This is a genomic window from Variovorax sp. 10L421 (genome assembly GCF_056395365.1).
This window is the reverse complement of record NZ_JBFTJJ010000001.1, coordinates 30,419-53,139: the sequence shown is the minus strand read 5'-3', so window position 1 is coordinate 53,139 and position 22,721 is coordinate 30,419. Positions and strand designations below refer to the sequence as shown.

The following is a 22,721-nucleotide window of genomic DNA, read 5'->3' as shown; positions in this document are numbered from 1 at the left end:
TGTTCCTGTCCCAATTCAGTTGCTCACCGGGCTTCGTACGGCCCGCGAAGAGTTCACCTCGAAGAATACCGATGACTGCTACAGCACCGCACGAAGCGGGCTTTTCCATCCACGTCGAACCCAGTGGACGCCATTTCATGGTTCACGGCGACGAGACCATCCTCGCGGCGGGCATCCGGCAGGGCATCGGCCTTCCCTATGGCTGCAAGGACGGCGCCTGCGGCTCGTGCAAGTGCAAGAAGCTGTCGGGAGAGGTTACCCTGGGCCCCCATCAGAGCAAGGCCCTGAGTGCCGAAGAACAACTCGCCGGCTACGTGCTGACCTGCTGTGCGCACGCCCGGAGCGACGTGGTGCTCGAATCGCGACAGGTCACGGAAGCCGGCGCCCTGCCGATCCGCAAGATGCCGGTACGGGTGCAAGGCCTCACGCGCCTGTCGCACGACGTGATGATGGTGCGCCTGCAGTTGCCGGCCGGCGAGCCGCTGCAGTTCTACGCCGGCCAGTACGTGGAGTTCATCCTGCGCGATGGCGCACGCCGCAGCTACTCGATGGCCAATGCGCCGCACACGCTGGGCCAGCCCGGCACGGGCATCGAACTGCACCTGCGGCACCTGCCCGGCGGCAAGTTCACCGACCATGTGTTCGGCACGATGAAGGAAAAGGAAATCCTGCGCATCGAAGGCCCCTTCGGCAGCTTCTTCCTGCGCGAGGATTCCGGCAAGCCGATGATCCTGCTGGCCTCGGGGACGGGCTTCGCGCCGATCAAGGCGCTGCTCGAGCACATGAAATTCAAGGGCATCGAGCGGCCCGCCACGCTCTACTGGGGCGGCCGGCGGCCCGAAGACCTGTACATGGACGCCTGGGTGCGCGAGCAGACGGCGCAGATGCCGAGCCTGCGCTACGTGCCCGTCATTTCCAATGCCACGCCCGAAGACAACTGGACCGGCCGCACCGGCTTCGTCCATCAGGCCGTGCTGGAAGACTTCGCCGATCTGTCGGGCTACCAAGTCTATGCCTGCGGTGCGCCCATCGTGGTCGACTCGGCCAAGCGCGATTACGTAGCGCTGGCGGGCCTGCCCGAAGAAGAGTTTTTTGCCGACGCATTCACCACAGAGGCCGACAAGGCCCTTCCCTGAGACACCCCAAAAAGACAATGAAGACGAGACACTTCCTCCTCACCCTGCTCGCCGGCGTCGCGGCCCTGCTGGGCACCAGCCAGGCGATGGCGCAGCAGCAACAGCGCCCGATCCGCCTCGTCGTGCCCTACGCGGCAGGCGGCCCGATCGACAACACCGCTCGCATCCTGGCCGAGCGCGTCAAGGACACGCTCGGCCCGGTCATCATCGACAACAAGCCCGGCGCCGGCGGCAACATCGGCGCCGACATCGTGGCGAAGGCGCCCGCCGACGGCCTGACGATCGGCATCGCGGCCACCGCCACCAACGCGGTGAACCCGTGGCTCTACAGCAAGATCCCGTTCAACGCCGCAACCGACTTCGCACCGATCACGCAGATGGTCCGCGTGCCCAACGTGCTGGTGATGAATGCCGACACGGCCAAGCGCCTGAATATCAACAGCGTGGCCGACCTGATCCGCTATGCCAAGGCCAACCCGGCCAAGCTCAACTATGGCAGCGGCGGCAACGGCAGCGCCGGCCATCTCGCGGGCGAGCTGTTCAAGAAGGAAGCGGGCATCTTCGCGCTGCACATCCCGTACAACGGCGGCAACCCGGCGCAGCTGGCGCTGATCTCGGGGCAGGTCGACTTCAACTTCGACAACCTCGCCACGGCGGCGCCGAACATCCGTTCGGGCAAGCTGAAGGCCATTGCGGTGACGACCCTGCAGCGCAGCAACGCGCTGCCCGACGTGCCGCCGATCGCCGACACGCTCAAGGGCTTCTCGATCGACACGTGGTGGGGCCTGGTGGCGCCGGCCGGCACGCCGCACGAGGTGGTCGTGAAGCTGAATCAGGCCTTCGTCGCCGCGCTGAATGCGCCGGAAACGAAGACCCGTTTCGCCTCGATGCTGGCCGAGCCGGTCGGCAACTCGCCCGAGCAGTTCGGCAGCTTCATGAAGAGCGAACTCGCCAAGTACGAGAAGGTGGTCAAGGCCACCGGGGCGAAGGTGGACTGACGAGGTCGTCCAGGGGCGCTGCGGCCTGCGTGTCGGTGGCCGCAGCCACGGCCGCCGCCGCTTCGGCCGCCCCGCTCTGGTACGTGCGCAGGCCTGCGAGGTCGAGCACTTCCACGCCGCCATGTTCGATGCGCAACAGGCCGTCGCGCTGTAGCGCATGCAGCGCGCGGTTGGCACGCTGGCGCGACACCGCCGACAAGAGGCCGATCTCGTCCTGGCTCAGCCGCACGAAGCGGGTGGCACGCGGATAGAGGATGGGGTCGAACAGGCTGGCCAGGCAGCGCGCCACGCGCGCGTCGGGGCCGAGCAGCCGATCGAATTCCATGAGGCCGATGAACAGGCTCAGTCGCGCATTGATGTGTAACAACAGAAACCGATTGAAGTCGATGCTGGTGGACATCAGCCGCTCGAAGCTGCGCCGCGGCACGCAAGCCACGCGCGTGGGCCGCAGCGCCACGCCGTCGTAGCGCCAGCATCCGGGGGTGAGCAGCGAGCCTTCGCCGCTCCAGCCTCCAGCGGTCACGCCGGTGAAGGTTGAGACGCGTCCGTCGGGCAGCGACACCGACATCTTCAGCAGGCCATCCATCACGCCGATCCAATGATCGGCCGGCTCGCCGCGCCGCACGACGAAGCCGCCGGCCGGCACCACGCGCTCGTGCGACTCCTGGACGACGTGGTCGAGTTCGTCGTCCGTGAGCGCGCGCGCCCACAAGCTCTCGCGAAGCATGTTCTCCAACGCGTTCGACATCGCGCCTCCTGCTGTCGTCCCTCGTGACATCGCATCGGCCGATCCGTCGCAGGCGCCGGTCGGCGGGGACCGTAAGAAATGTCGTTGCAACGACATCTTCGGCGCGGCGATGGTGCCACAGTCATCCGCGTTCGCCAAACAACAAGGAGACAACGATGAAGCGTTCGAACAAGGACCCGCGCCCCGCGCGCGGACCGGACGGCGGGGATGCGCACGGCCTGCGCCGGCGCGACGTGCTGGGCTACGCCACGGCCGCACCGCTGGCATCGGCGGCGGCTGGCATCGCTGGGCTCGGTGCCCTCACGGCGCCCGCCTCCGCGGTGGCCGCACTGCTGCCCATGACCCCGCCCGACACCACCGACCTGATCGACATCGGCGACGCGGTCACGCTGACGTCCCTGCCGACCATGCCGCTGGTGAAGGTGACGAACACCGGCGACGGCCGCGTGCGCCTGGCGCTGCCGCGCCTCGAAGTGGGCCAGGGCATCGCCACGGCCAGCGCGATGATGCTGGCCGACAAGCTGCGCCTGCCGCTGAGCGCGATCGAGGTCACATCGGCCGACGCGAGCCCCGAGCTGATCTGGAACCAGCTCACCGGCGGCTCGTCGAGCGTGCGTTCGATGCATGCCGGCATGCCGACGCTGGGCGGCCTCGGCGGCCTGCTCTCGGGCTCCACGCCCTCGGTGGTCGGCCAGCGCGTGACGCGGCTCGACGCACTCGACATCGTCACCGGCCGCAAGAAGTTCACGCTCGACCAGGCGGTGCCCGGCGCCAAGCCGACGATGGTGCGGCGCCCGCCGACCATCAACGGCAAGTTCGTCGGCATCAACAACCTGAACACGGTGATGGGCATGCCGGGCGTGATCGGCGTGGTGCCGATTCCCGCCACCAACGGCATCACGCCGACGCCGCCGGGCGTGGCGGTGATGGCCGAGACCTTCGGCCAGGCCTGGGCCGCGGTGAACGCGCTCGACGTGACCTGGGGCGCCGGCCCGCTCGACGGCGAGTCGAACGCCACCATCATGAGCAAGCTGAAGTCGTCGCTGCTGCCTTTTGCGCTGCCGCCGCTGGGCGCGCTGACGGTCGAGGCCGAGTTCGAGTTCGCGCCGGCCGCGCACTGCCCGATGGAAGTCGAATGTGCGATTGCGGACGTGCGAGCGGATCGTGCCGAAATCTGGGCCGGGCTGCAGAGCCCCATCGTCACCCAGCAGGCAGTGGCCGCCGAGCTGGGCCTGCCGCTAAACAAGGTTGTCGTGCATGTGGTGCCCTCGGGCGGCTCGTTCGGGCGGCGCCTGTTCTGGGACCCGGTGCTGCAGGCGATCCAGGTGGCGAAGGCGCTGGGGCGCCCCTGCCGCCTGATGTACCACCGCACCGACGACATGCGCCACACGCGCATCCGCCCGCCGATCTACCAGAAGGCACGCGCCACGATGCTGCTGGGCCAGGTCATCGCCTTCGAGCAGCGCATCGCCAGCGTGCGGCTGGACACGCGCCACGGCTTCGGCAACATGCTCGAGGCCGCCGCCATCGCACTGCCCAATGCCTTCCCGCAGACGGTGGGCAACTTCGCGATCGAGCAGGTGATGTTCAAGACCATGGTGACCTCGCCCTACAACTTCGGCGTCACGACCAAGCTGCTGACGCCGGTGCCGATGGACATGAACACCTGCTCGTACCGCTCGGTGCACATCCAGCCCGCACGGCTGGTGGAAGAGATCCTGGTCGACGAGATGGCCCGCGCCGCGGGCAAGGACCCGGTCGCCTTCCGGCTCGAGTACCTGCGCCTGCCGCGCGCCCGCGCGGTGCTCAAGGCGGTGGCGGAGGCGGCGCAGTGGGGTAAGGCGATGCCGGCGGGCTTTGCGCAGGGCGTGGGCGTGCACCAGGAGTCGAAGTCGTTCACAGCTTGCATCGTCGAGATCGACGCGCGGGTGCCGTCTGCCGCGAAGGTGGTGCGCGCCACGATCGCGATCGACGTCGGCACGCCGATCAACCCCTCGGGCATCGAGGCGCAGCTCCAGGGCGGCCTGTGCGAATCGATCGCGCTGGTGCTGTCGGCGGGGCTGCACATCCAGAACGGCCTGCCGCTGGAAGGCAGCTACTCGCAGTACCACTTCTCGCGCATGAAGCACTACCCGAAGGACGTGAAGGTCATCATCCTGCCGGCCAACGGCGAGGCCATCGGCGGGCTGGGCGAGGTCGGCCTGTCGGCGAGCTCGGGCGCCATCGCCAATGCCTACGCGCGCGCCACCGGCATCAAGCCGCGCAGCTTCCCGCTGAACTTTCCGGTCGACTTCACGCCGATCCCGCCGGGCAAGCTGCCCACGCCCGTCAACGTTCCGATCCCCGCCTGAGGAGACCCGCCATGCCTGTGCAATCTTTCAAGGTGAACGGCCAGAACGTGGACGTCGAGGCGCCCGACGACCTGGCGCTGCTGTGGGTGCTGCGTGACAAGCTCGGCATCACCGGCCCGAAGTACGGCTGCGGCATCAACGTGTGCAAGGCCTGCACCTGCCACGTCGACGGCAAGGCCGTGACGACCTGCTCGGTGCGCGTGTCCGACGTGCGCGGCCGCCAGGTGACGACCATCGAGGGCCTGGCCAACGGCAACACGCTGCACCCGGTGCAGCAGGCCTGGATGAACCTCGACGTGCCTCAATGCGGCTTCTGTCAGCCGGGGCAGATCATGGCGGCGGTGGACCTGCTGCGCCGCACGCGCAACCCGACGGACGCCGACATCGACGCCATCGAGAACGTGTGCCGCTGCGGCACCTACGGCCGCATCCGCGAGGCCATCAAGGCTGCGGCGGCGGCAATGGGGTAGGAGGCTTGCTTATTCGCCGAGGTAGGCGGCCCGCACGCGCGGGTCGCTCAGCAGGGCCTTGGCTTCACCGTTCATGGTGATCAGGCCTGACTCCATCACGTAGCCGCGGTCGGCCAGCTGCAGCGCGCGGTTGGCGTTCTGCTCGACCAGCAGGATGGTCACGCCCTGCGAGGCCACGGTCTGCACCACCTCGAAGATCTTGTCGCACATGATCGGCGACAGGCCCATCGTCGGCTCGTCGAGCAGCAGCACCTTGGGGCGAGCCATCAGCGCGCGGCCCATGGCCAGCATCTGCTGCTCGCCGCCCGACATCGTGCCGGCCAGCTGGTCCTTGCGCTCGCGCAGGCGCGGGAAGGTGACGAACACGCGCTCCATGTCGCTCGCGATGGCGGCCTTGTCCTTGCGGATGTAGGCGCCGATCTGCAGGTTCTCGGTGATGGTCATGCGCGTGAACACGCCACGGCCTTCGGGCACCATCACGAGGCCCTCTTCCACCAGGTCCCACGCACCGCGGCCCTTGATGCTGCGGCCCAGGAATTCGATGTTGCCGGCTCCGGCCGGCAGCGTGCCGGTGATGGCCTTCATGGTGGTGGTCTTGCCGGCGCCGTTGGAGCCGATCAGCGACACCAGTTCGCCTTCGCGCACTTCGAAGTCCACGCCCTTCACGGCCTGGATGCCGCCGTAGCCGACCCTCAGGCCGGTGACCTTCAGCAGCGTCTTGCCGGCCGCCTTGGCTTGCGCGGCGGTGGACGAGGTTTCTTGTTCGCTCATGGTTGCGGTGCTCATGTCAGTGGCCTCCGGTGCCGAGGTAGGCCTCGATCACCTTCTCGTTCTTCTGCACGTCCACCGGGGTGCCTTCGGCAATCTGCTTGCCGTAGTCCAGCACGGTGACGCGGTCGCACAGGCCCATGATGAGCTTGACGTCGTGTTCGATGATCAGGATGGTGCGGTTGTCGCGGCGAATGCGGTCGATCAGCTCGCGCAGCGCGACCTTCTCGGTGGAATTCATGCCGGCGGCCGGCTCGTCGAGCGCAATGAGCTGCGGGTCGGTGGCCAGTGCGCGGGCGATCTCCAGGCGGCGCTGGTCGCCGTACGACAGCGTGCGCGCCTTGTAGTCAGCAAATTTGCCGATGCCGACGTAGTCGAGCAGTTCATGCGCGCGGTCGGCAATGGCCTTTTCCTCGGCCTTGAAGCCGCCGGTGCGGAACATCGCGCCGAGCACGCCCGAGTGCGTGCGGATGTGGCGCCCGACCATCACGTTCTCCAGCGCCGTCATTTCGGCGAAGAGGCGGATGTTCTGGAAGGTGCGCGCAATGCCTGCCTTGGCCACTTCATGCACGGCCGTCGGCTGGTAGGGCTTGCCGGCCAGCTCGAAGGTGCCGCTGTCGGGCGTGTACAGCCCGGTGATCACGTTGAAGAAGGTGGTCTTGCCAGCGCCGTTCGGGCCGATCAGTCCGTAGACCTGGCCGCGCTTGATGGTGATGCCCACGTCGGAGAGGGCCTGCAGCCCGCCGAAGCGTTTGGAAATGCCGCGGACGTCGAGGATGGTGTCTGTCGTCATGTTGATTTTTCCTTCGGCGTTCAGGGATTGATCGACATGGGACGCGAAGCCGCACCCGGCAATTCGTCGGCGGGCGTATCGATGCCCGGCGCATGCGTTTGCAGCGATCCGGGGGCCACGGCCGCGTGGGCCGGGTCGACGGGCACTGCGCCCTTCCTGGTCAGCGTCTTGCCGTGTTCCGGCGAGGGCCAGAGGCCGCGCGGACGCACCAGCATGATGACGATCATGGCCAGCGCGATGAACAGCTGGCGCAGGATGGAGGCGTCGAGGCGGCCATCGGTCAGCGACTGCAGCGGGCCGGCGACATAGCGCAGCACTTCGGGCAGTGCGGCCAGCAGCACGGCACCGAGGACGACGCCGGGCAGGTGCCCGATGCCGCCGAGCACCACCATCGCGACGATCATCACCGACTCCATCAGGCTGAAGGACTCGGGCGACACGAAGCCCTGGAAGGCCGCGAACATCGCGCCCGACACGCCGCCGAAGCTGGCGCCCATGCCGAAGGCCAGCAGCTTCATGTTGCGGGTGTTGATGCCCATTGCCTTGGCCGCGATCTCGTCTTCGCGAATGGCCATCCAGGCACGGCCGACGCGCGAAGTCTGCAGGCGGTGTGAAATGATGATCGTGGCGATCACCAGCGCCAGGAACAGGTAGTAGTACAGCGAGACCGAGGAGATCGAAAAGCCGTCGAACTTCCATGCCTTGCCGAGGTCGAGGCCCCAGAACTTGATGGAGTCGATGGCGGTGATGCCCTTCGGACCGTTGGTGATGTTCACCGGCTGGTCGAGGTTGTTCAGGAACACGCGGATGATTTCACCGAAGCCGAGCGTGACGATGGCGAGGTAGTCGCCGCGCAGCTTGAGCGTGGGGGCGCCGAGCAGCACGCCCAGGCAACCAGCCACCGCAAGGGCCAGCGGAATCACGATCAGCAGCGAGGTGTGCAGCCCGTTCGGGAACATCTGTGCGAACCACGGGAAGGTCTCGCTCAGGTGCGACGAGCCCATCAGTGCGTACAGGTAGGCCCCGATCGCGAAGAAGGCCACGTAGCCCAGGTCGAGCAGGCCGGCATAGCCGACCACGATGTTCAGGCCCAGTGCCAGCATCACGTAGAGCAATGCGATGTCGGCGATGCGCACCCAGGCGTTGCCCTGCATCTGCAGCAGCAGGGGCAGCGCGAGCACGGCGACGATGCCGATGATGTAGAAGGCGAGGTTCTTGCTGTTTTTCATGGCTCGTTCCTCAGGCACGGTCCGCCACGCGTTCGCCGAGCAGGCCGGACGGACGCAGCGTGAGCATGACGATCAGCACGATGAACGCGAAGATGTCGCTGTAGTTGCTGCCGAGCACGCCGCCCGTCAGCGTCCCGATGTAGCCCGAGCCGATGGCTTCGATGAGGCCCAGCAGGATGCCGCCGACCACCGCACCGGCGAGGTTGCCGATGCCGCCGAACACGGCCGCAGTGAAGGCCTTGAGGCCGGGCAGGAAGCCCATCGCGTGCTGCGCGATGCCGTAGTTCGACGCGTACATCACACCGGCAATGGCTGCGAGCACGGCACCGATGATGAAGGTGGCCGAGATCACCATGTCTGGCCGGATGCCCATGAGTGCCGCCACACGCGGGTTCTCCGCGGTGGCGCGCATCGCGCGGCCGAGCTTGGTGTAATTGACCAGCCACATCAGCACCACGAGCGAGAACGCCGTGACGCTGAGGATCATGACCTGCGTCGGCGAGATCACCGCGCCGCCCACATGGATGGGATCGGTGGGTAGGAGATTGGGATAGGCCTTGTTGGTCGGCTTCCAGATGATCATTGCCAGCGTCTGCAGCAGGATCGACATGCCGATGGCCGTGATCAGCGGCGCGAGCTTGGGACTGTTGCGCAGTGGTCGGTAGGCCACCTTCTCGATCACGAAGTTGAGGGTTGCCGCGACGACGCAGGCAATGATCAACGCGATGAGGAGGATCAGCCAGCCCGGGGTGTTGGGCATGCCGTCCTTCATGAGCCCGATGATGGTCCAGCTCGTGAGCGCCCCCACCATCAGCACTTCTCCGTGCGCGAAGTTGATCAGATTGATGATGCCGTACACCATGGTGTAGCCCAAGGCTATCAAGGCATACATGCTGCCCAGTACCAGACCGTTGATGATCTGCTGCAGCAAAATGTCCATAACGCGATTTCCTATGTGTTGCACCGTTGCGGGGTGCCATTCACCCGCCGGGCACCGGTTTGGCGCCCCTGGGTTGACAAGCAAAAAACCAGCCAACATGTGTCGCCGGCGGATTTGTGGGCGGGATTGTAGTCATGCACCAGCGTCGATTTGGTGCGCGGCGACCGGGGTTTACCCGCTCACGTCATGCTGTATGCGCGTGGGGCCATGCACGCTTTGCAAGCGTGCTGCAAGCAAGTATCAGCCGTTGCCTTCGGCGTTCCGGCGGCGCAGATCGCGCAGCTTTTCCGCGATGCGAATCTCGAGTCCACGCTCGACGGGCTCGTAGAAGACCTGGCCTTCCAGCCCCTGCGGAAGGTAGCGCTCGCCGGCGGCGAAACCGCCCTCCTCGTCGTGCGCATAGCGGTAGCCCTTGCCGTAGTCGAGCTCTTTCATGAGCTTGGTGGGCGCATTTCGCAGGTGCATGGGCACGGGTCGCGTGCTGTCCGTCTTCACGAGGGCGCGCACCGCGTTGTAGGCCTTGTAGACGGCGTTCGACTTGGGAGCGATGGCGAGATAGACCACGCACTCGGCCAACGCCAGTTCGCCCTCGGGGGTACCCAGCCGCTCATAGACCTCTGCCGCATCGAGCGCCAGGCGCAGTGCGCGCGGATCGGCCAGGCCGATGTCTTCGCTGGCCATGCGCACCAGCCGGCGCGCCATGTAGCGCGGATCGGCGCCGCCGTCGAGCATGCGCACGAACCAGTAGAGCGCGGCGTCGGGGTCGCTGCCGCGCACGGATTTGTGCAGTGCGCTGATGGTGTCGTAGAACTGTTCGCCGCCCTTGTCGTAGCGCCGCATGCGCTCGCCGAGCACCCGCAGCAGCCACTCGTCGGTGATGTGGTCGAGCTTTTCGGCGCGGGCCGCGACCGCGAGTGTTTCGAGGGTGTTGAGCAGCCGGCGCGCATCGCCGTCGGCATAGGCCACGAGGCGATCGACCGCCGCGGCGTCGATGGCGGGCACGGCCTGGATGGCCTGCGCGCGCGCCACGATCTGCTTGAGGTCGTCTTCGCCGAGCGACTGCAGCACATACACGGCGGCGCGCGAAAGCAACGCCGAGTTGACCTCGAACGAAGGGTTCTCGGTGGTCGCGCCGATGAAGGTGAAGAGGCCCGACTCCACATGCGGCAGGAAGGCGTCCTGCTGGCTCTTATTGAAGCGGTGCACCTCGTCCACGAAGACGATGGTGCGCTGCTGCTCCAGTCCGTCGCGCGCGGCAGTGGCCCGCTCTACCGCTTCGCGGATGTCCTTCACGCCGCCGAGCACCGCGCTGATGCTCAGGAACTGCGCGTCGAACGCATCGGCCATGAGCCGCGCGATGGTGGTCTTTCCGGTGCCCGGCGGCCCCCAGAGGATGCAGGAATGCGGCTGGCCCGATTCGAACGCGATTCGCAGCGGCATGCCCGGGCCGAGCAGGTGCTGCTGGCCGATGACCTCGCCCAGCGTCCTGGGACGCAGGCGCTCGGCAAGGGGTTGGTGGGCGGTGGTGGCCAAGCCTGTGGGTTTATTGCTTGACGACGTCTGCGCCGGCCGGCGGCTTGAAGTCGAACACGCTCGCCGGCAGCGAAGGATTCACCTCGACCTTGCCGAACTTGAGCACCGAGCGCTGGCCAAAGCTGTCGAGGATTTCGAGCGCTGCCAGCGCCTCGCCCTGGAAGCCGACCTGAACGCTCTGCAGCTGGCCGTCCTTGTTCTTCGGCGTGGCCTTGACCCATTGCAGGCCATCGCGCTCCGGCGCGGCCTCGAGAGTGAAATCGGCCTGCAGGGCCTTCAGGTCGGGCGCCGCGGCGATCAGCGCCGCCGGCGTGGAGCCCAGCGCCTGCGCCTGCGCGCGCTGCGTGACCTGGTTCAGGTCGGCGTCGTAGAGCCACAGCGTCTTGCCGTCGGCCACGATGACCTGCGCAAAGGGCTTCTGGTAGTCGAACTTGAATTTGCCGGGGCGCTGGAATTCGAAGGTGCCGCTCGAGGTCTTGGTGCGGCCTGGTTGCCCTTCGCGCGCCGGGGCGGTCACGGTCTGGGTGAAATCGGCGCGGCCGGACTTGACCGTCCTGACGAAGGTTTCAAGGCTTTCGAGCCCGCCGGCCCAGGCGTTGGCGGAACTCAGGAGGCCGATCAACAGCCAATGACGCAATTTCAATTTGGATTCCTCGCTTGGAAAAGCTGTGGCATTGGCATCGACCCTAACCGCCGCGAATTGCGGCAGCAGCAGGGCTTCATGAAGATTTGCAATGCCGATGGGCGTTTTTGCAAATTGCCTTTCAGCACGTAACCTGAATCTTGAGAACCACAGCGCGGCGAATTACTCTGCCGCGCGCGCGGGCACCAGAATTTCGCGCTGGCCGCTGCCACTCATCGCACTGACCAGGCCGGCCTTTTCCATGTCCTCGACGAGGCGCGCGGCGCGGTTGTAGCCGATCTTCAGGTGGCGCTGCACCAGCGAGATGCTGGCCTTGCGGTTCTTGAGCACGACTTCGACCGCCTGGTCGTACATCGGGTCTTTCTCGCCGTCGCCACTGCCCAGCAGGTCGCCTTCACCGTCGCCATCGACCGTGCCGCCTTCGAGCACGCCCTCGATGTAGTCGGGCTCGCCCTGGCTCTTGAGATAGGCCACCACGCGGTGCACTTCCTCATCGCTGACGAAGGCCCCGTGCACGCGGATCGGCAGGCCCGTGCCGCTGGGCATGTAGAGCATGTCGCCCATGCCCAGCAGCGCCTCGGCGCCCATCTGGTCGAGGATGGTGCGGCTGTCGATCTTGCTCGACACCTGGAACGCGATGCGGGTCGGGATGTTGGCCTTGATGAGGCCGGTGATCACGTCGACGCTCGGGCGCTGGGTGGCAAGAATGAGGTGGATGCCGGCGGCACGCGCCTTCTGCGCGAGACGGGCGATCAGCTCTTCGATCTTCTTGCCGACCACCATCATCAGGTCGGCCAACTCGTCGATGACCACGACGATGTGCGGTTCGCGCCGCAGCGGCTCCGGATCGTCCGGCGTGAGGCTGAAGGGGTTGTAGATGAACTCCTCGCGCGCCTTGGCTTCGTCGATCTTGGTGTTGTAGCCGGCCAGGTTGCGCACGCCGAGCTTGCTCATGAGCTTGTAGCGGCGCTCCATCTCGGCCACGCACCAGTTCAGGCCGTGCGCCGCCTGGCGCATGTCGGTGACCACGGGCGCCAGCAGGTGCGGGATACCTTCGTAGACCGACATTTCGAGCATCTTCGGGTCGATCATCAGCAGGCGGACGTCGCGTGCCTCGGCCTTGTAGAGCAGCGAAAGAATCATCGCGTTGATACCGACCGACTTGCCTGAGCCGGTGGTACCGGCCACCAGCACGTGCGGCATCTTCGCGAGGTCGGCCACCACCGGGTTGCCGATGATGTCCTTGCCGAGGCCCATGGTGAGCATCGACTTGCCTTCGTTGTAGATCTGCGAGCCCAGGATTTCGCTGAGCTTGATCGACTGGCGCTTGGCGTTCGGCAGCTCGAGCGCCATGTAGTTCTTGCCCGGGATCGTCTCGACCACGCGGATCGACACCAGCGAGAGCGAGCGTGCGAGGTCCTTGGCAAGACCCAGGATCTGCGAGCCCTTGACGCCTGTGGCGGGCTCGATCTCGTAGCGCGTGATGACGGGACCGGGCGAAGCGAGCACCACGCGCACCTCGACGCCGAAGTCCTTGAGCTTCTTCTCGATCATGCGCGAGGTCATCTCGAGCGTGTCGGCCGACACTGTTTCCTGGCGCGCCTGCGCGGCGTCGAGCAAGTCGACCTGCGGCAGCTTGCTGTCGGGCAGTTCCTTGAAGAGCGGCTTCTGGCGCTCCTTGACGACGCGGTCGCTCCTGGGCACTTCGGTCATCGCGGGCTCGATCTGCACCGGCGGCGATGGCGGGCGGCGCTTGGGGCGCGGCTCGATATGGATTTCGTCCTCGTCGTCGAAGGCGCCACCTGACGACGAAACCAGCGAGGGCTCCGCCCTGGCCGCGTCGTCGCGCGTGAACGCTGGTTCGTCGGCCTCGGCACGCTCGCGGGCGGCCTGCTTGCCCATGGCGATGTCGGCCGCCATTTCGCGTTTCTCGCGACGCGACTCGAACAGCGAATAGGCACGCGCGCCGATGCGCTCGGCGATCAGGCTCCAGGAGAAACGGAACACCAGCGCCGAGCCGATCACGCCGCCGGCGATGGCCACCAGCGCCGATCCAGTGAAGCCCATCCAGCGCACGCTGGCCGGCCCCACGAGATAGCCCAGCGCGCCGCCGCCGGAACCCGGCAGATGCGCCTCGAGCCGGTACAGGCGCGACCATTCGAGCATGGTGCTTGCGCACAGCAGCAGGACGAGGCCAAACCAGAAGGCAAGACGGCTGCGATTGAAGCGCCCACGCGGCGCCGGTTGCTCGGCGGATGCAGGCTCGCCGCCGCGCAGCCAGTTGGCCAGCGAAGAGAGCCATGCGCGCAGTCCGGCGAAAAGGCACCACCACACGGAATAGCCGGCAAGGTAATAGCTGCCATCGGCCAGCCAGGCGCCGATGCGGCCGCCCCAGTTCTTGATTTCTCCCCCTGTGCCCGAGGTCGACCAGGCGGCGTCCGAAGGCGTGAAGCTCAGCATCGCGAGCAGCCAGAACAACAGCGCCGCGAATCCTGCGATCAGCGTGATCTCATGGGCGAAGCGCATGGCGCGCATGCGCACGGGTTGCCCCTCGGCGGCGGAAGAAGATTGAAGCGTATTGAGCGAATAGGTCATGAAAAACACGGCGCCCGGCCCGGAAAAGCGGGGGCCGGAAGCACGAACACTACAACAAAAGGCCAGGACCGCCGGCAGCGGCGGACCCGGCCCTGGAGGTTCAAGCCAACGACAGGAGCCGTTCCTTGACGATCATCGACCCGTCATCCAGGGTTTGCACGAAACCTCGCTCTTCGAGGTCCTTCATCACACGGCTGACCATTTCGCGTGAAGCGCCCACCATCTTGGCCAGGTCCTGGCGGGAAATCTTGTCGCGCACCTTGAGATTGCCGGCGCCGTCCTCGACGGCGAACTCGAGCAGCGAGCGGGCCACGCGGCCGTAGACGTCCATCAGCGCCAGCGACTCGATCTTGCGGTCGGCATGGCGCAGGCGCTGCACCAGGCCACGCATGATGTTGTAGGCCATCGAGGAATTCTCGGGCAGGCAGCGCGCGAAGGCGTCGCGGCCCAGCATGAGCACGTCGCACTGGATTTCGGTGCGCACCGTGGCCGAGTGCGGCTCGTCGTCGATGAGGCTCATCTCGCCCAGGTAGTCGCCAGGGTGCAGCGTGGCGAGGATGACCTCGCGCCCGCGGCTGTCGGCGCTGGTGACGCGCGCGCGGCCGGTCAGGATGATGTAGAGCGCATCGGACTTCTTGCCCTGCTCCACCACGACCTCCGCGCGCTTGAAGCGCTTCTTGATGATCGCGTCCGCGATGCTGGCGGACTGCGTGGCCGTCAGCGACGCGAACAGCGGAACGCGCCGAAGCAATTCGAGGTTGGAAAGCATCGACATTTATCAATCCCTGATACAGCGCGCAGAGCAGTCCGAAGAGCAAGCCGATGGATTACTACAATCGCGCGCATTGAAAACACCGTTTACCCGGTGTTGAACCGGGCAGTGATACTCCATATATATCGCTACCACCCTGAAAATGTACACGCTGAAGCAGCGTATATCTTAGGTTTTCTACTCATGTCCGCTCCTCGACACGCCAAGGTTTTGATTCTCGGCTCCGGCCCGGCCGGCTATACCGCAGCCGTCTACGCAGCCCGCGCAAACCTTCAGCCCCTGCTCATCACCGGCATCGCCCAGGGCGGGCAATTGATGACCACCACCGAGGTCGACAACTGGCCGGCCGACGTCCACGGCGTGCAGGGCCCCGACCTGATGCAGCGCTTCCTGGAGCACGCCGAGCGTTTCAAGACGCAGATCGTTTTCGACCACATCAACAAGGTCGACCTGGGCAAGCGCCCCTTCACCCTCACCGGCGACAGCGGCACCTACACCTGCGACTCGCTGATCATTGCCACGGGTGCTTCCGCGAAGTACCTGGGCATCGATTCCGAACAGAAGTTCATGGGCCGCGGCGTCTCCGCCTGCGCGACCTGCGACGGCTTCTTCTACCGCGAGCAGGAGGTCTGCGTGATCGGAGGCGGCAACACCGCTGTCGAAGAAGCGCTCTACCTCGCCAACATCGCGAACAAGGTGACGCTGGTGCATCGCCGCGACAAGTTCCGCGCCGAACCTATCCTGATCGACAAGCTCAACGAGAAGGTCGCCGAAGGCAAGATCGTGCTGAAGCTGCACAACGAACTCGACCAGGTGCTCGGCGACGACTCGGGCGTGACGGGCATCCGGATCAAGAACACACAGAGCGGAGCCACCGAGCAGATCGACCTCAAGGGCTGCTTCATTGCCATCGGGCACCATCCCAACACCGACATCTTCCAGGGCCAGCTGGAGATGAAGGACAACTACATCCTGACCCGCTCGGGCCTGCAGGGCTTCGCCACGATGACCAGCATTCCGGGCGTCTTTGCCGCCGGCGACGTGCAGGACAACGTGTACCGCCAGGCCATCACGAGCGCGGGCACCGGCTGCATGGCGGCACTCGACGCTCAGCGATTCCTGGAGCAGGACGGCACGCTGTAACCGGTGCGGGCCCCAAAAGGGCTATAATCCAAGGCTTTGCCGAAACAGGGCCCTCTCATGGGGATTCCTGGCATACAGGCAAAGCCGGGGTACCGCCACCCGTTTTCTGGCGAGGTCAAGCTGCAAAACACCTGCAATCGCCACGATTGCGCCGGTGCCAGCTGTTCAAGAAAGAGTGTCCACATGGCACGCGTATGCGACGTAACGGGCAAAGGCCCGATGGTCGGAAACAACGTTTCCCACGCCAACAACAAAACCAAGCGCCGGTTCCTGCCGAACCTGCAATACCGCCGTTTCTGGGTCGAGACTGAAAACCGCTGGGTTCGCCTGCGCGTTTCGAGCGCTGCACTGCGCCTGATCGACAAGAACGGTATCGACGCCGTGCTCGCAGACCTGCGCGCACGCGGCCAAGCTTAAGGAGCTGAAACATGGCAACGAGCAAAGGCGGACGCGAAAAGATCAAGCTGGAATCCACCGCGGGTACCGGCCACTTCTACACGACCAGCAAGAACAAGAAGACGATGCCTGAAAAGATGTCGATCATGAAGTTCGACCCGAAGGCGCGCAAGCACGTCGAATACAAGGAAATCAAGCTGAAGTAATTCGGCCCTCTGATTCTCCCAAACAAAAAACCCGCTGCTTACCCAGCGGGTTTTTTGTTGCCTGCAGTTTTCGCTCTCGCCCTCCCCTCATCGGAAAAGCGGAGCATGCCGCAAGAAACGACAGGCGTAAAAAAGCCGGCAATCAAGCCGGCCTTTTGATTGGCGCGTGGCTCGCGTCAGGCGCGTGCAGCGCGCAGGCGGGTCGAGAAGTCGCGCAGGCCGGCAATGCCGCTGGCTTCCGCCCGGTGGCACCAAGCTGCCAGATCGGCGGCCAGCTGCTCGCGCGACTGGGAGGTGTTCAGCCACAGCTGGCGCAACTCTTCGCGCATCGTGGCCATCTTGTCGAGCACGGGGTGGGCGGCGCGGGCCTGCACCACATGCGAACGGGCCGCGGCAGGCACCTTGTCGTCGTCGCGGTGCAGCCAGCGCTTGGCAGCCTTGAGCACCGACAGGTCGGCCCCCTTGGTCTTCAGCGCGTCCAGCTCCTGGCTGGTGGCACGGCGCATTTCGCGCGCATAGCCAGCCATGACTTCATAGCGGTTGGCGATGACGGCCTCGAGCGTCTTCTCGTTGGCCACGGGCTGGATATCACCCATCAGCATCTTCGGCGGCACCTTCTTGACCTTAGCCCAGCCGAGCTTCTGGAACACCTGGATGTAGATCCAGCCGATGTCGAACTCGTACTTCTTGACCGAGAACTTGGCCGAAGTCGGATAGGTGTGATGGTTGTTGTGCAGCTCTTCGCCGCCAATGATCAGGCCCCAGGGCATGATGTTGCGGCTGGCGTCCGGCGCCTCGAAGTTGCGATAGCCCCAGTAGTGGCCGATGCCATTGATGACGCCGGCGGCGGTGATGGGGATCCAGAGCATCTGCACGGCCCACACGGCCATGCCAAGCGTGCCGAACAGCGCCAGGTTGATCACGAGCATCAAGCCCACACCCTGCCAGCTGTAGCGCGTATACAGGTTGCGCTCGATCCAGTCATCGGGCGTGCCGTGGCCGTAGCGCTCCATCGTTTCCTTGTTCTTCGACTCGGCGCGATACAGCTCGGCGCCGCGCCAGAGCACTTCGTCGATGCCCTTGACCTGCGGGCTGTGCGGGTCGTCGACGGTTTCGCACTTGGCGTGGTGCTTGCGGTGGATGGCGACCCATTCCTTCGTCACCATGCCGGTGCCGAGCCACAGCCAGAAGCGGAAGAAATGCGATGGGATCGGGCCCAGATCCATGGCCCGGTGCGTCTGCGTGCGGTGCAGGAAGATCGTGACCGCGGCAATCGTGATGTGCGTGGTGACAAGCGTGTACAGCACGACTTGCCACCATGCGAGGTCCCACAGGCCGTGTCCGAGCCATTGGATAGCCGCATTCAGGACGGCCGAGTCAGGAAGCAACATTGAGTCAGGTACTCCATGGCCACACGAAGGTGCAGCCTTTAGATAACCCGCGATTTTAAAGCGGCAGGCCTAAAGCAAAGCCTTTAAACCTTCAAGAAAAGCGCAGATTAACCCTAGTTTGGAGTTCCGCCTCTATTTCCGGTTCCACGCCGCGGCGAAGAAACCGTCGGTCGAATGACGGTGCGGCCACAGCCGCAGGTAGCGGCGGCCGCCCTCCCCGCCGGCGCACAGCGCCTCGGAGCCCTCGACTTTGAGGCCCTGCAGCAACTCCGCCGCATCCACGGGCACGAAATCGGGGTTGGCGGCGCCGAAGGCCTCCGCAATCGCCTCGTTTTCCTCCGGCAGCACGCTGCACGTGGCATAAACCAGACGGCCGCCCGATTTCACGAGCCGCGCCGCGCTTTGCAGGATTGCCGTCTGCTTGACCGTCAGTTCCTCGACCGATTTGAGCGACTGGCGCCATTTCAGGTCAGGATTGCGCCGCAGCGTGCCCAGCCCCGAACAGGGCGCGTCGACCAGCACGCGGTCGATCTTGCCCGCCAGGCGCTTGATGCGGTCGTCGCGCTCGTGCGCGATCGCGGCCGGATGGACGTTCGAGAGCTTGCTGCGCGCCAGCCGCGGCTTGAGCGCGTCGAGGCGGTGCGCCGAGGTGTCGAAGGCATACAGCCGGCCGGTGTTGCGCATCGTCGCGCCGATGGCCAGCGTCTTGCCGCCGGCACCGGCGCAAAAATCGACCACCATCTCGCCGCGCTTGGCGTCCAGCAGCAGCGCCAGCAGTTGGGAGCCTTCGTCCTGCACCTCGATGGCGCCACGGGCAAAGGCGTCCAGCTTGGTCAGTGCCGGCTTGCCGTCGATGCGCAGGCCCCAGGGCGAGAACGGGGTTGCTTCCGATTTGATAGCAGCCTTCGCAAGCTCCGCCTTCACATCCGCGCGCTTGTCGGTCAGCGCATTGACGCGCAGATCGAGCGGTGCGGGCTGCTGCAGTGCTTCGACCAGCGGCCAGAAGCCGTCGCCCAGCTGCGCCTTGAGCGGCGCCACCAACCACTCGGGCAGGTTGTGGCGATGGCGTTCCAGCAGGTCGTCCGGCTTGACGGCGTCGCAGTTGTCGAGCCAGCGCTTTTCGGTGTCGTTGAGCGCGCTCTTCAGAAAATCGCGCGGGCCATGAAAGCCCAGGATCGCCATGCGGCGCTCCTTCGAGCCACTGCCCGAGGGCGAGAGGTGATCGAACAGCAGCTTCTTGCGAAGCACGGTGTAGACGGTTTCGGCAAGCGTCGCGCGCTCGCGCGGGCCGAACTCGCGGTGGTCGCGGAAGAACCGCGAAACGACCTGGTCGGCCGGGTGATCGAATTTCAGGACAAGGCCGACCAGATCGGCGGTGGCCTCCAACAGGGCTTTGGGGTGCATCCCCCGATTGTCTCAGCCGCCGCCCCGTCCAGTCCGAAGGGCTATGCGCCGCGCATCCAGACGACTCCGAAGGCCTCCCGCTCGACGTCTTCCAGCTTGGGCGAATGGCCAGCCCACAGCACCAGCGCGGCGCCCGGCAGCGTGAGGGTCTGCTCCAGCTGGCGGCACAGGTTCCAGCGGTCTTCGTCGTCGAGCCCCGGTAGCTCGACGAACACGATATAGGCTCGGCGCCACGGGAATTCGTGCAGGTTCTTGCGCACCAGCCAGGCCCGCGAGGCAGGCAGGCAGCGCACCAGGTCGGCCCGCAGTTCGCCCAGCTCGAAATCGTTCAGGTCGTGCCGCGAGATCTGGCTGAAGACCGGGGTGCCGGTGATCTCTTCCCAAGCACGCGTCTCGGCCTCTTCCGCCTCCTTGAGACGGCCGCGCCACAGCTTCAGCGCCTCTTCATCGTGCGGCCCCGCGTCGGGATCTTCGAGCGAGGCCACGGCGCTCCTGGCCGCCCACCAGCGGCTGGCGGCGCCGGAGCCGTGCAGCCGTTCGAGCACGGCAAGACGCGCTTCCCGATCGCTCGCCGGCAGCATCTGGGCCAGCCCGCGCAGCGCGCCGGGATGCTCCGGCGCGATCTGCAGGGCGCTCTCGTAGCGCACGCGCACGGGGGCGGCGGGATCGAGCCGCCGCTCGGAATCGGCCCACTCGACCATCTCGTCGGGCGTATTGCGCTCGCCACGCGCGGCCAGCACGGTGATGCGCTCGCGGATGCGCGACCGGTGTGCATGGTGCTGCTTCCAGTCGGAGGCGTGGGCGCGGCGCCATTGTTGGTCGAAATGCTCGATCCATTGCTTTTCGTCGGCCAACAGCTCGAGTGCCGGGCGCATCGACCACTCGGGCATGACCGCCTTCTGGTCGAGCGCCTCCAAACGATCCCGCAAGACGGGGTGGGTGTCTTCGAGGTCGCTGACGCGGCGCATCGCCTCGCGCAGCGCCTGGCGGGCGAAGTCTTCGCCGGGCGGCGTATGCACGCGCTTGCGCAGGGCCTCGAACGGGCCCGGCGGCTGCGGCTCATGCTCGGCGCGGGCCCAATGCCAGGGCCAGAACTCGTTGGCGTACCAGTTGCCCTTGATCGCGATCTCGGTCAGTGCAGCCGCCGCCACGGAAGCGCCCAGCAGCCGGCCCGAGATGCGGTCGGCTTCGTACTCGTCCTGGCGAGCCAGCGCGAAGGTCTTGGCCGCGAAGCGCGGGAAATACCAGCGGAAGAAGGCCTGCGAAAACAGCGCCATCACGCCCTCGTTGCGCTGCAGGTCGGCATCAAGCTTGAGCCACGACAGGCGGGTGCGGTAGATCCAGGCGCTCAGCTTGCCGTGGTTGCCGCGCAGATGGCCGTATTCGTGCGCCAGCACCGACAGCAGCCGCCGCCGGTCGAGCATCATCATCAGCGGCAGGCCGATGCTCAGCGAGTTGACGGCGCCGCCGAACAGCCCGAAGCGCGGCACCTGCCGGATGCTGGCATTGAATTCGTCATCGAGATAGACGTGGTGGACCGGCGGCCCCTTGATCTTGCCGCGGATGCGGTCCAGCGCCTCGAAGAGTGCCGGCGCGTCGGCCCTGCGGATTTCCACGCCCTCGGGCTCGTCGAAGCGCACCCAGAGCGCGCGCAGCGTGGCCCACAGCAACCCCAGGGCGAACAGCAGCAGCCAGCCCCGCGTGAAATTGGAGCGCGCTCCCCCGATCGAGGAAACCACCCAGACAATGATGCCCACCGAAAGCCCGAGACAGCCCAGTACCCACAGGTAGCCGAGCGCGGCAAAGGCCGCGACGCTGCGTCGATAGCGCGCACCGTCGTCCGCGCTGGCGTGCTCGCTCAGTCGAACCAGGTGAACAAAATCAGCGCGATCCATCCGACTCCCGTCAAATCAAGCCCCGACAGTTTTTGAAGAAAGAAGCCCCGTTGAACGACGAAGACCTCCCGCCCCTGATCGAAACGCCCCCCGGTCGCTACCGCCACTACAAGGGTGGCGAATACGAAGTGATCGGCACCGTGCGCCACAGCGAGACGCTGGAGCCGATGACGCTGTATCGCGCCCTGTACGGCGCTCATGGCCTCTGGGTCCGGCCGGCCGCCATGTTCGGCGAAACCGTCGAGATCGACGGTACGCCCCGGCAAAGATTCACCCCGATCTAGCCAGGCAGGCAGTGCATGCCCGCCTTGCCTGAATGAACTGCTACATTTTTCGTAGCAATTCCGGTTCCATCAACCGCAGCGGACGTCCGTCACGCGGCTGCGGGCGTCGACGTCGAGATTGAGCCGACCGCCATTGAGTTCTGTCGTGGCCGCGTCGCCGGGCTTCAGCACGCGCACCGTGCCGGCGGCTGCACGCACGCGGGCGGCGGCTTCGAGCTGGGGCGTCAGCGGCTGGCCCACGGCAAAGCGGGCGCCATCGGCGTTGCACTGGTAGACCGGTTCAGGCGGCGGCGCAGCAGGTGCCGGGGCGGGCGCGGGCGCCGGAGCGGCACAGGCCGCCATCAGGGCGGCGCTGGCAACGGCCAGCAGCAACGATTGGGTTTTCACTTTCTAAGCTCCCGAAAACCCGCGAATATAAACAACTTTACCGATTGTGACTCGATGTATCTGCCAGCCACCCGGCAATAGCACACGGATACAACAGATGCTCCTGCGCCAGCACCCGCCCGGCCAGGGTGACTGCCGTGTCGTCGGGCAGCACGGGTACGACGGCCTGGGCCAGGATCGGCCCGTGGTCGAGCTCGGTGGTCACCTGATGGACCGTCACGCCCGCCACCTTGCAGCCCGCCTCGATGGCGCGCTGGTGCGTGTGGAGTCCCGGGAACGCCGGCAGCAGCGAGGGATGGATGTTCACCAGCCGGCCGGCGTAGCGTTCGACGAAGCCCGGCGTCAGGATGCGCATGAACCCCGCCAGCACCACCAGGGCCGGCGCGTAGCCGTCGACCGCCGTCGCCAGCGCTGCGTCGAAAGCTTCGCGGGTGGCGAAATCCTTGTGCGGGATGACTGCGGTGTCGATGCCGTGCGCCTTGGCGATTGCCAGTCCGCCGGCCTCGGCCTTGTTGCTCACCACGGCGGCGATGCGTGCGCCGAAGCGCTCGGCCCAGTGGTCGCGCTCGGCGGCGCGCACGATGGCTGCCATGTTGGAGCCGCCGCCGGAGATCAGGATCACGATGTTCTTCATGGGAA

At 66.0% G+C, this 22,721-nt stretch carries 22 protein-coding genes; 8 read left to right on the top strand and 14 right to left on the bottom strand.

Annotated features, from left to right (window positions below; genetic code table 11):
• Window positions 1–71 precede the first annotated feature (71 nt).
• Window positions 72–1,136 carry a CDP-6-deoxy-delta-3,4-glucoseen reductase gene (locus AC1DFC_RS00250; RefSeq protein WP_042672955.1) on the top strand — a complete coding sequence of 355 codons (1,065 nt, stop codon included), beginning with the start codon at window positions 72–74 and terminating at the stop codon, window positions 1,134–1,136.
• A 17-nt stretch (window positions 1,137–1,153) separates the two neighbouring features.
• Window positions 1,154–2,134, top strand: a complete 981-nt coding sequence (locus AC1DFC_RS00245) for a Bug family tripartite tricarboxylate transporter substrate binding protein (RefSeq protein ID WP_478178520.1) — start codon at window positions 1,154–1,156, stop codon at window positions 2,132–2,134.
• Here AC1DFC_RS00245 and AC1DFC_RS00240 read toward each other — a convergent pair.
• Entirely contained in the window at window positions 2,106–2,882 is a 777-nt protein-coding gene (locus AC1DFC_RS00240) for a Crp/Fnr family transcriptional regulator (protein WP_413314294.1), read from the bottom strand. The genes AC1DFC_RS00245 and AC1DFC_RS00240 overlap by 29 nt on opposite strands.
• A gap of 155 nt (window positions 2,883–3,037) precedes the next feature.
• Between AC1DFC_RS00240 and AC1DFC_RS00235 the strand changes: the two genes are divergently transcribed.
• Both AC1DFC_RS00235 and AC1DFC_RS00230 read left to right on the top strand, forming a co-directional pair.
• The gene (locus AC1DFC_RS00235) at window positions 3,038–5,233 is read left to right on the top strand and encodes a xanthine dehydrogenase family protein molybdopterin-binding subunit (protein WP_007830313.1); all 2,196 of its coding nucleotides are present in this window, start codon (window positions 3,038–3,040) and stop codon (window positions 5,231–5,233) included.
• Window positions 5,234–5,244: 11 nt separating this feature from the next.
• The gene (locus AC1DFC_RS00230) at window positions 5,245–5,703 is read left to right on the top strand and encodes a (2Fe-2S)-binding protein (protein WP_007830311.1); all 459 of its coding nucleotides are present in this window, start codon (window positions 5,245–5,247) and stop codon (window positions 5,701–5,703) included.
• A 9-nt stretch (window positions 5,704–5,712) separates the two neighbouring features.
• On the opposite strand, the gene AC1DFC_RS00225 is transcribed toward AC1DFC_RS00230, so the two are convergent.
• The 8 genes from AC1DFC_RS00225 to AC1DFC_RS00190 all read right to left on the bottom strand — a co-directional run bounded on the left by AC1DFC_RS00225 (window position 5,713) and on the right by AC1DFC_RS00190 (window position 14,979).
• Entirely contained in the window at window positions 5,713–6,474 is a 762-nt protein-coding gene (locus tag AC1DFC_RS00225; RefSeq protein WP_042672979.1) for an ABC transporter ATP-binding protein, read from the bottom strand.
• A gap of 16 nt (window positions 6,475–6,490) precedes the next feature.
• Entirely contained in the window at window positions 6,491–7,264 is a 774-nt protein-coding gene (locus tag AC1DFC_RS00220) for an ABC transporter ATP-binding protein (RefSeq protein WP_007830307.1), read from the bottom strand.
• Between the two features lie 20 nt (window positions 7,265–7,284).
• Entirely contained in the window at window positions 7,285–8,493 is a 1,209-nt protein-coding gene (locus AC1DFC_RS00215) for a branched-chain amino acid ABC transporter permease (protein WP_007830305.1), read from the bottom strand.
• A gap of 10 nt (window positions 8,494–8,503) precedes the next feature.
• On the bottom strand, window positions 8,504–9,433 hold the full coding sequence (locus tag AC1DFC_RS00210; RefSeq protein WP_007830303.1) for a branched-chain amino acid ABC transporter permease: 930 nt from the start codon (window positions 9,431–9,433) through the stop codon (window positions 8,504–8,506).
• A 240-nt stretch (window positions 9,434–9,673) separates the two neighbouring features.
• Window positions 9,674–10,966: a replication-associated recombination protein A gene (locus tag AC1DFC_RS00205; RefSeq protein ID WP_007830301.1), complete on the bottom strand. Its 1,293-nt coding sequence runs from the start codon at window positions 10,964–10,966 to the stop codon at window positions 9,674–9,676.
• A 10-nt stretch (window positions 10,967–10,976) separates the two neighbouring features.
• A complete protein-coding gene (gene lolA / locus AC1DFC_RS00200; protein WP_007830299.1) occupies window positions 10,977–11,609 on the bottom strand; it encodes an outer membrane lipoprotein periplasmic chaperone LolA in 633 nt (210 codons plus the stop codon).
• Window positions 11,610–11,771: 162 nt separating this feature from the next.
• Window positions 11,772–14,204 (bottom strand): DNA translocase FtsK, encoded by a 2,433-nt coding sequence (locus AC1DFC_RS00195; RefSeq protein ID WP_007830297.1) that lies wholly within the window; start codon window positions 14,202–14,204, stop codon window positions 11,772–11,774.
• Window positions 14,205–14,304: 100 nt separating this feature from the next.
• On the bottom strand, window positions 14,305–14,979 hold the full coding sequence (locus tag AC1DFC_RS00190) for a Crp/Fnr family transcriptional regulator (RefSeq protein ID WP_007830295.1): 675 nt from the start codon (window positions 14,977–14,979) through the stop codon (window positions 14,305–14,307).
• Between the two features lie 180 nt (window positions 14,980–15,159).
• On the opposite strand from AC1DFC_RS00190, the gene trxB reads away from it, so the two are divergent.
• From trxB to rpmG, 3 genes are all read left to right on the top strand, one after another.
• Window positions 15,160–16,119, top strand: coding sequence for a thioredoxin-disulfide reductase (gene trxB / locus AC1DFC_RS00185; RefSeq protein WP_007830294.1), 960 nt, complete (start codon window positions 15,160–15,162; stop codon window positions 16,117–16,119).
• Between the two features lie 183 nt (window positions 16,120–16,302).
• Window positions 16,303–16,536 (top strand): 50S ribosomal protein L28, encoded by a 234-nt coding sequence (rpmB, locus tag AC1DFC_RS00180; RefSeq protein WP_007830293.1) that lies wholly within the window; start codon window positions 16,303–16,305, stop codon window positions 16,534–16,536.
• Between the two features lie 11 nt (window positions 16,537–16,547).
• Window positions 16,548–16,721: a 50S ribosomal protein L33 gene (rpmG, locus tag AC1DFC_RS00175; protein ID WP_007830291.1), complete on the top strand. Its 174-nt coding sequence runs from the start codon at window positions 16,548–16,550 to the stop codon at window positions 16,719–16,721.
• Between the two features lie 176 nt (window positions 16,722–16,897).
• Here rpmG and AC1DFC_RS00170 read toward each other — a convergent pair whose 3' ends face one another.
• The 3 genes from AC1DFC_RS00170 to AC1DFC_RS00160 form a co-directional block, all read right to left on the bottom strand.
• A complete protein-coding gene (locus AC1DFC_RS00170) occupies window positions 16,898–18,112 on the bottom strand; it encodes a DesA family fatty acid desaturase (protein WP_007830285.1) in 1,215 nt (404 codons plus the stop codon).
• A 132-nt stretch (window positions 18,113–18,244) separates the two neighbouring features.
• On the bottom strand, window positions 18,245–19,516 hold the full coding sequence (locus AC1DFC_RS00165; RefSeq protein WP_007830283.1) for an RsmB/NOP family class I SAM-dependent RNA methyltransferase: 1,272 nt from the start codon (window positions 19,514–19,516) through the stop codon (window positions 18,245–18,247).
• A 41-nt stretch (window positions 19,517–19,557) separates the two neighbouring features.
• Window positions 19,558–21,411 (bottom strand): M48 family metallopeptidase, encoded by a 1,854-nt coding sequence (locus tag AC1DFC_RS00160; RefSeq protein ID WP_478178519.1) that lies wholly within the window; start codon window positions 21,409–21,411, stop codon window positions 19,558–19,560.
• Window positions 21,412–21,461: 50 nt separating this feature from the next.
• Between AC1DFC_RS00160 and AC1DFC_RS00155 the strand changes: the two genes are divergently transcribed.
• A complete protein-coding gene (locus tag AC1DFC_RS00155; protein WP_007830278.1) occupies window positions 21,462–21,695 on the top strand; it encodes a DUF1653 domain-containing protein in 234 nt (77 codons plus the stop codon).
• Between the two features lie 69 nt (window positions 21,696–21,764).
• On the opposite strand, the gene AC1DFC_RS00150 is transcribed toward AC1DFC_RS00155, so the two are convergent.
• A complete protein-coding gene (locus AC1DFC_RS00150) occupies window positions 21,765–22,082 on the bottom strand; it encodes an I78 family peptidase inhibitor (protein ID WP_007830276.1) in 318 nt (105 codons plus the stop codon).
• Between the two features lie 37 nt (window positions 22,083–22,119).
• Window positions 22,120–22,716 carry a phosphoribosylglycinamide formyltransferase gene (purN, locus tag AC1DFC_RS00145; protein WP_478178518.1) on the bottom strand — a complete coding sequence of 199 codons (597 nt, stop codon included), beginning with the start codon at window positions 22,714–22,716 and terminating at the stop codon, window positions 22,120–22,122.
• Between the last annotated feature and the right edge of the window lie 5 nt (window positions 22,717–22,721).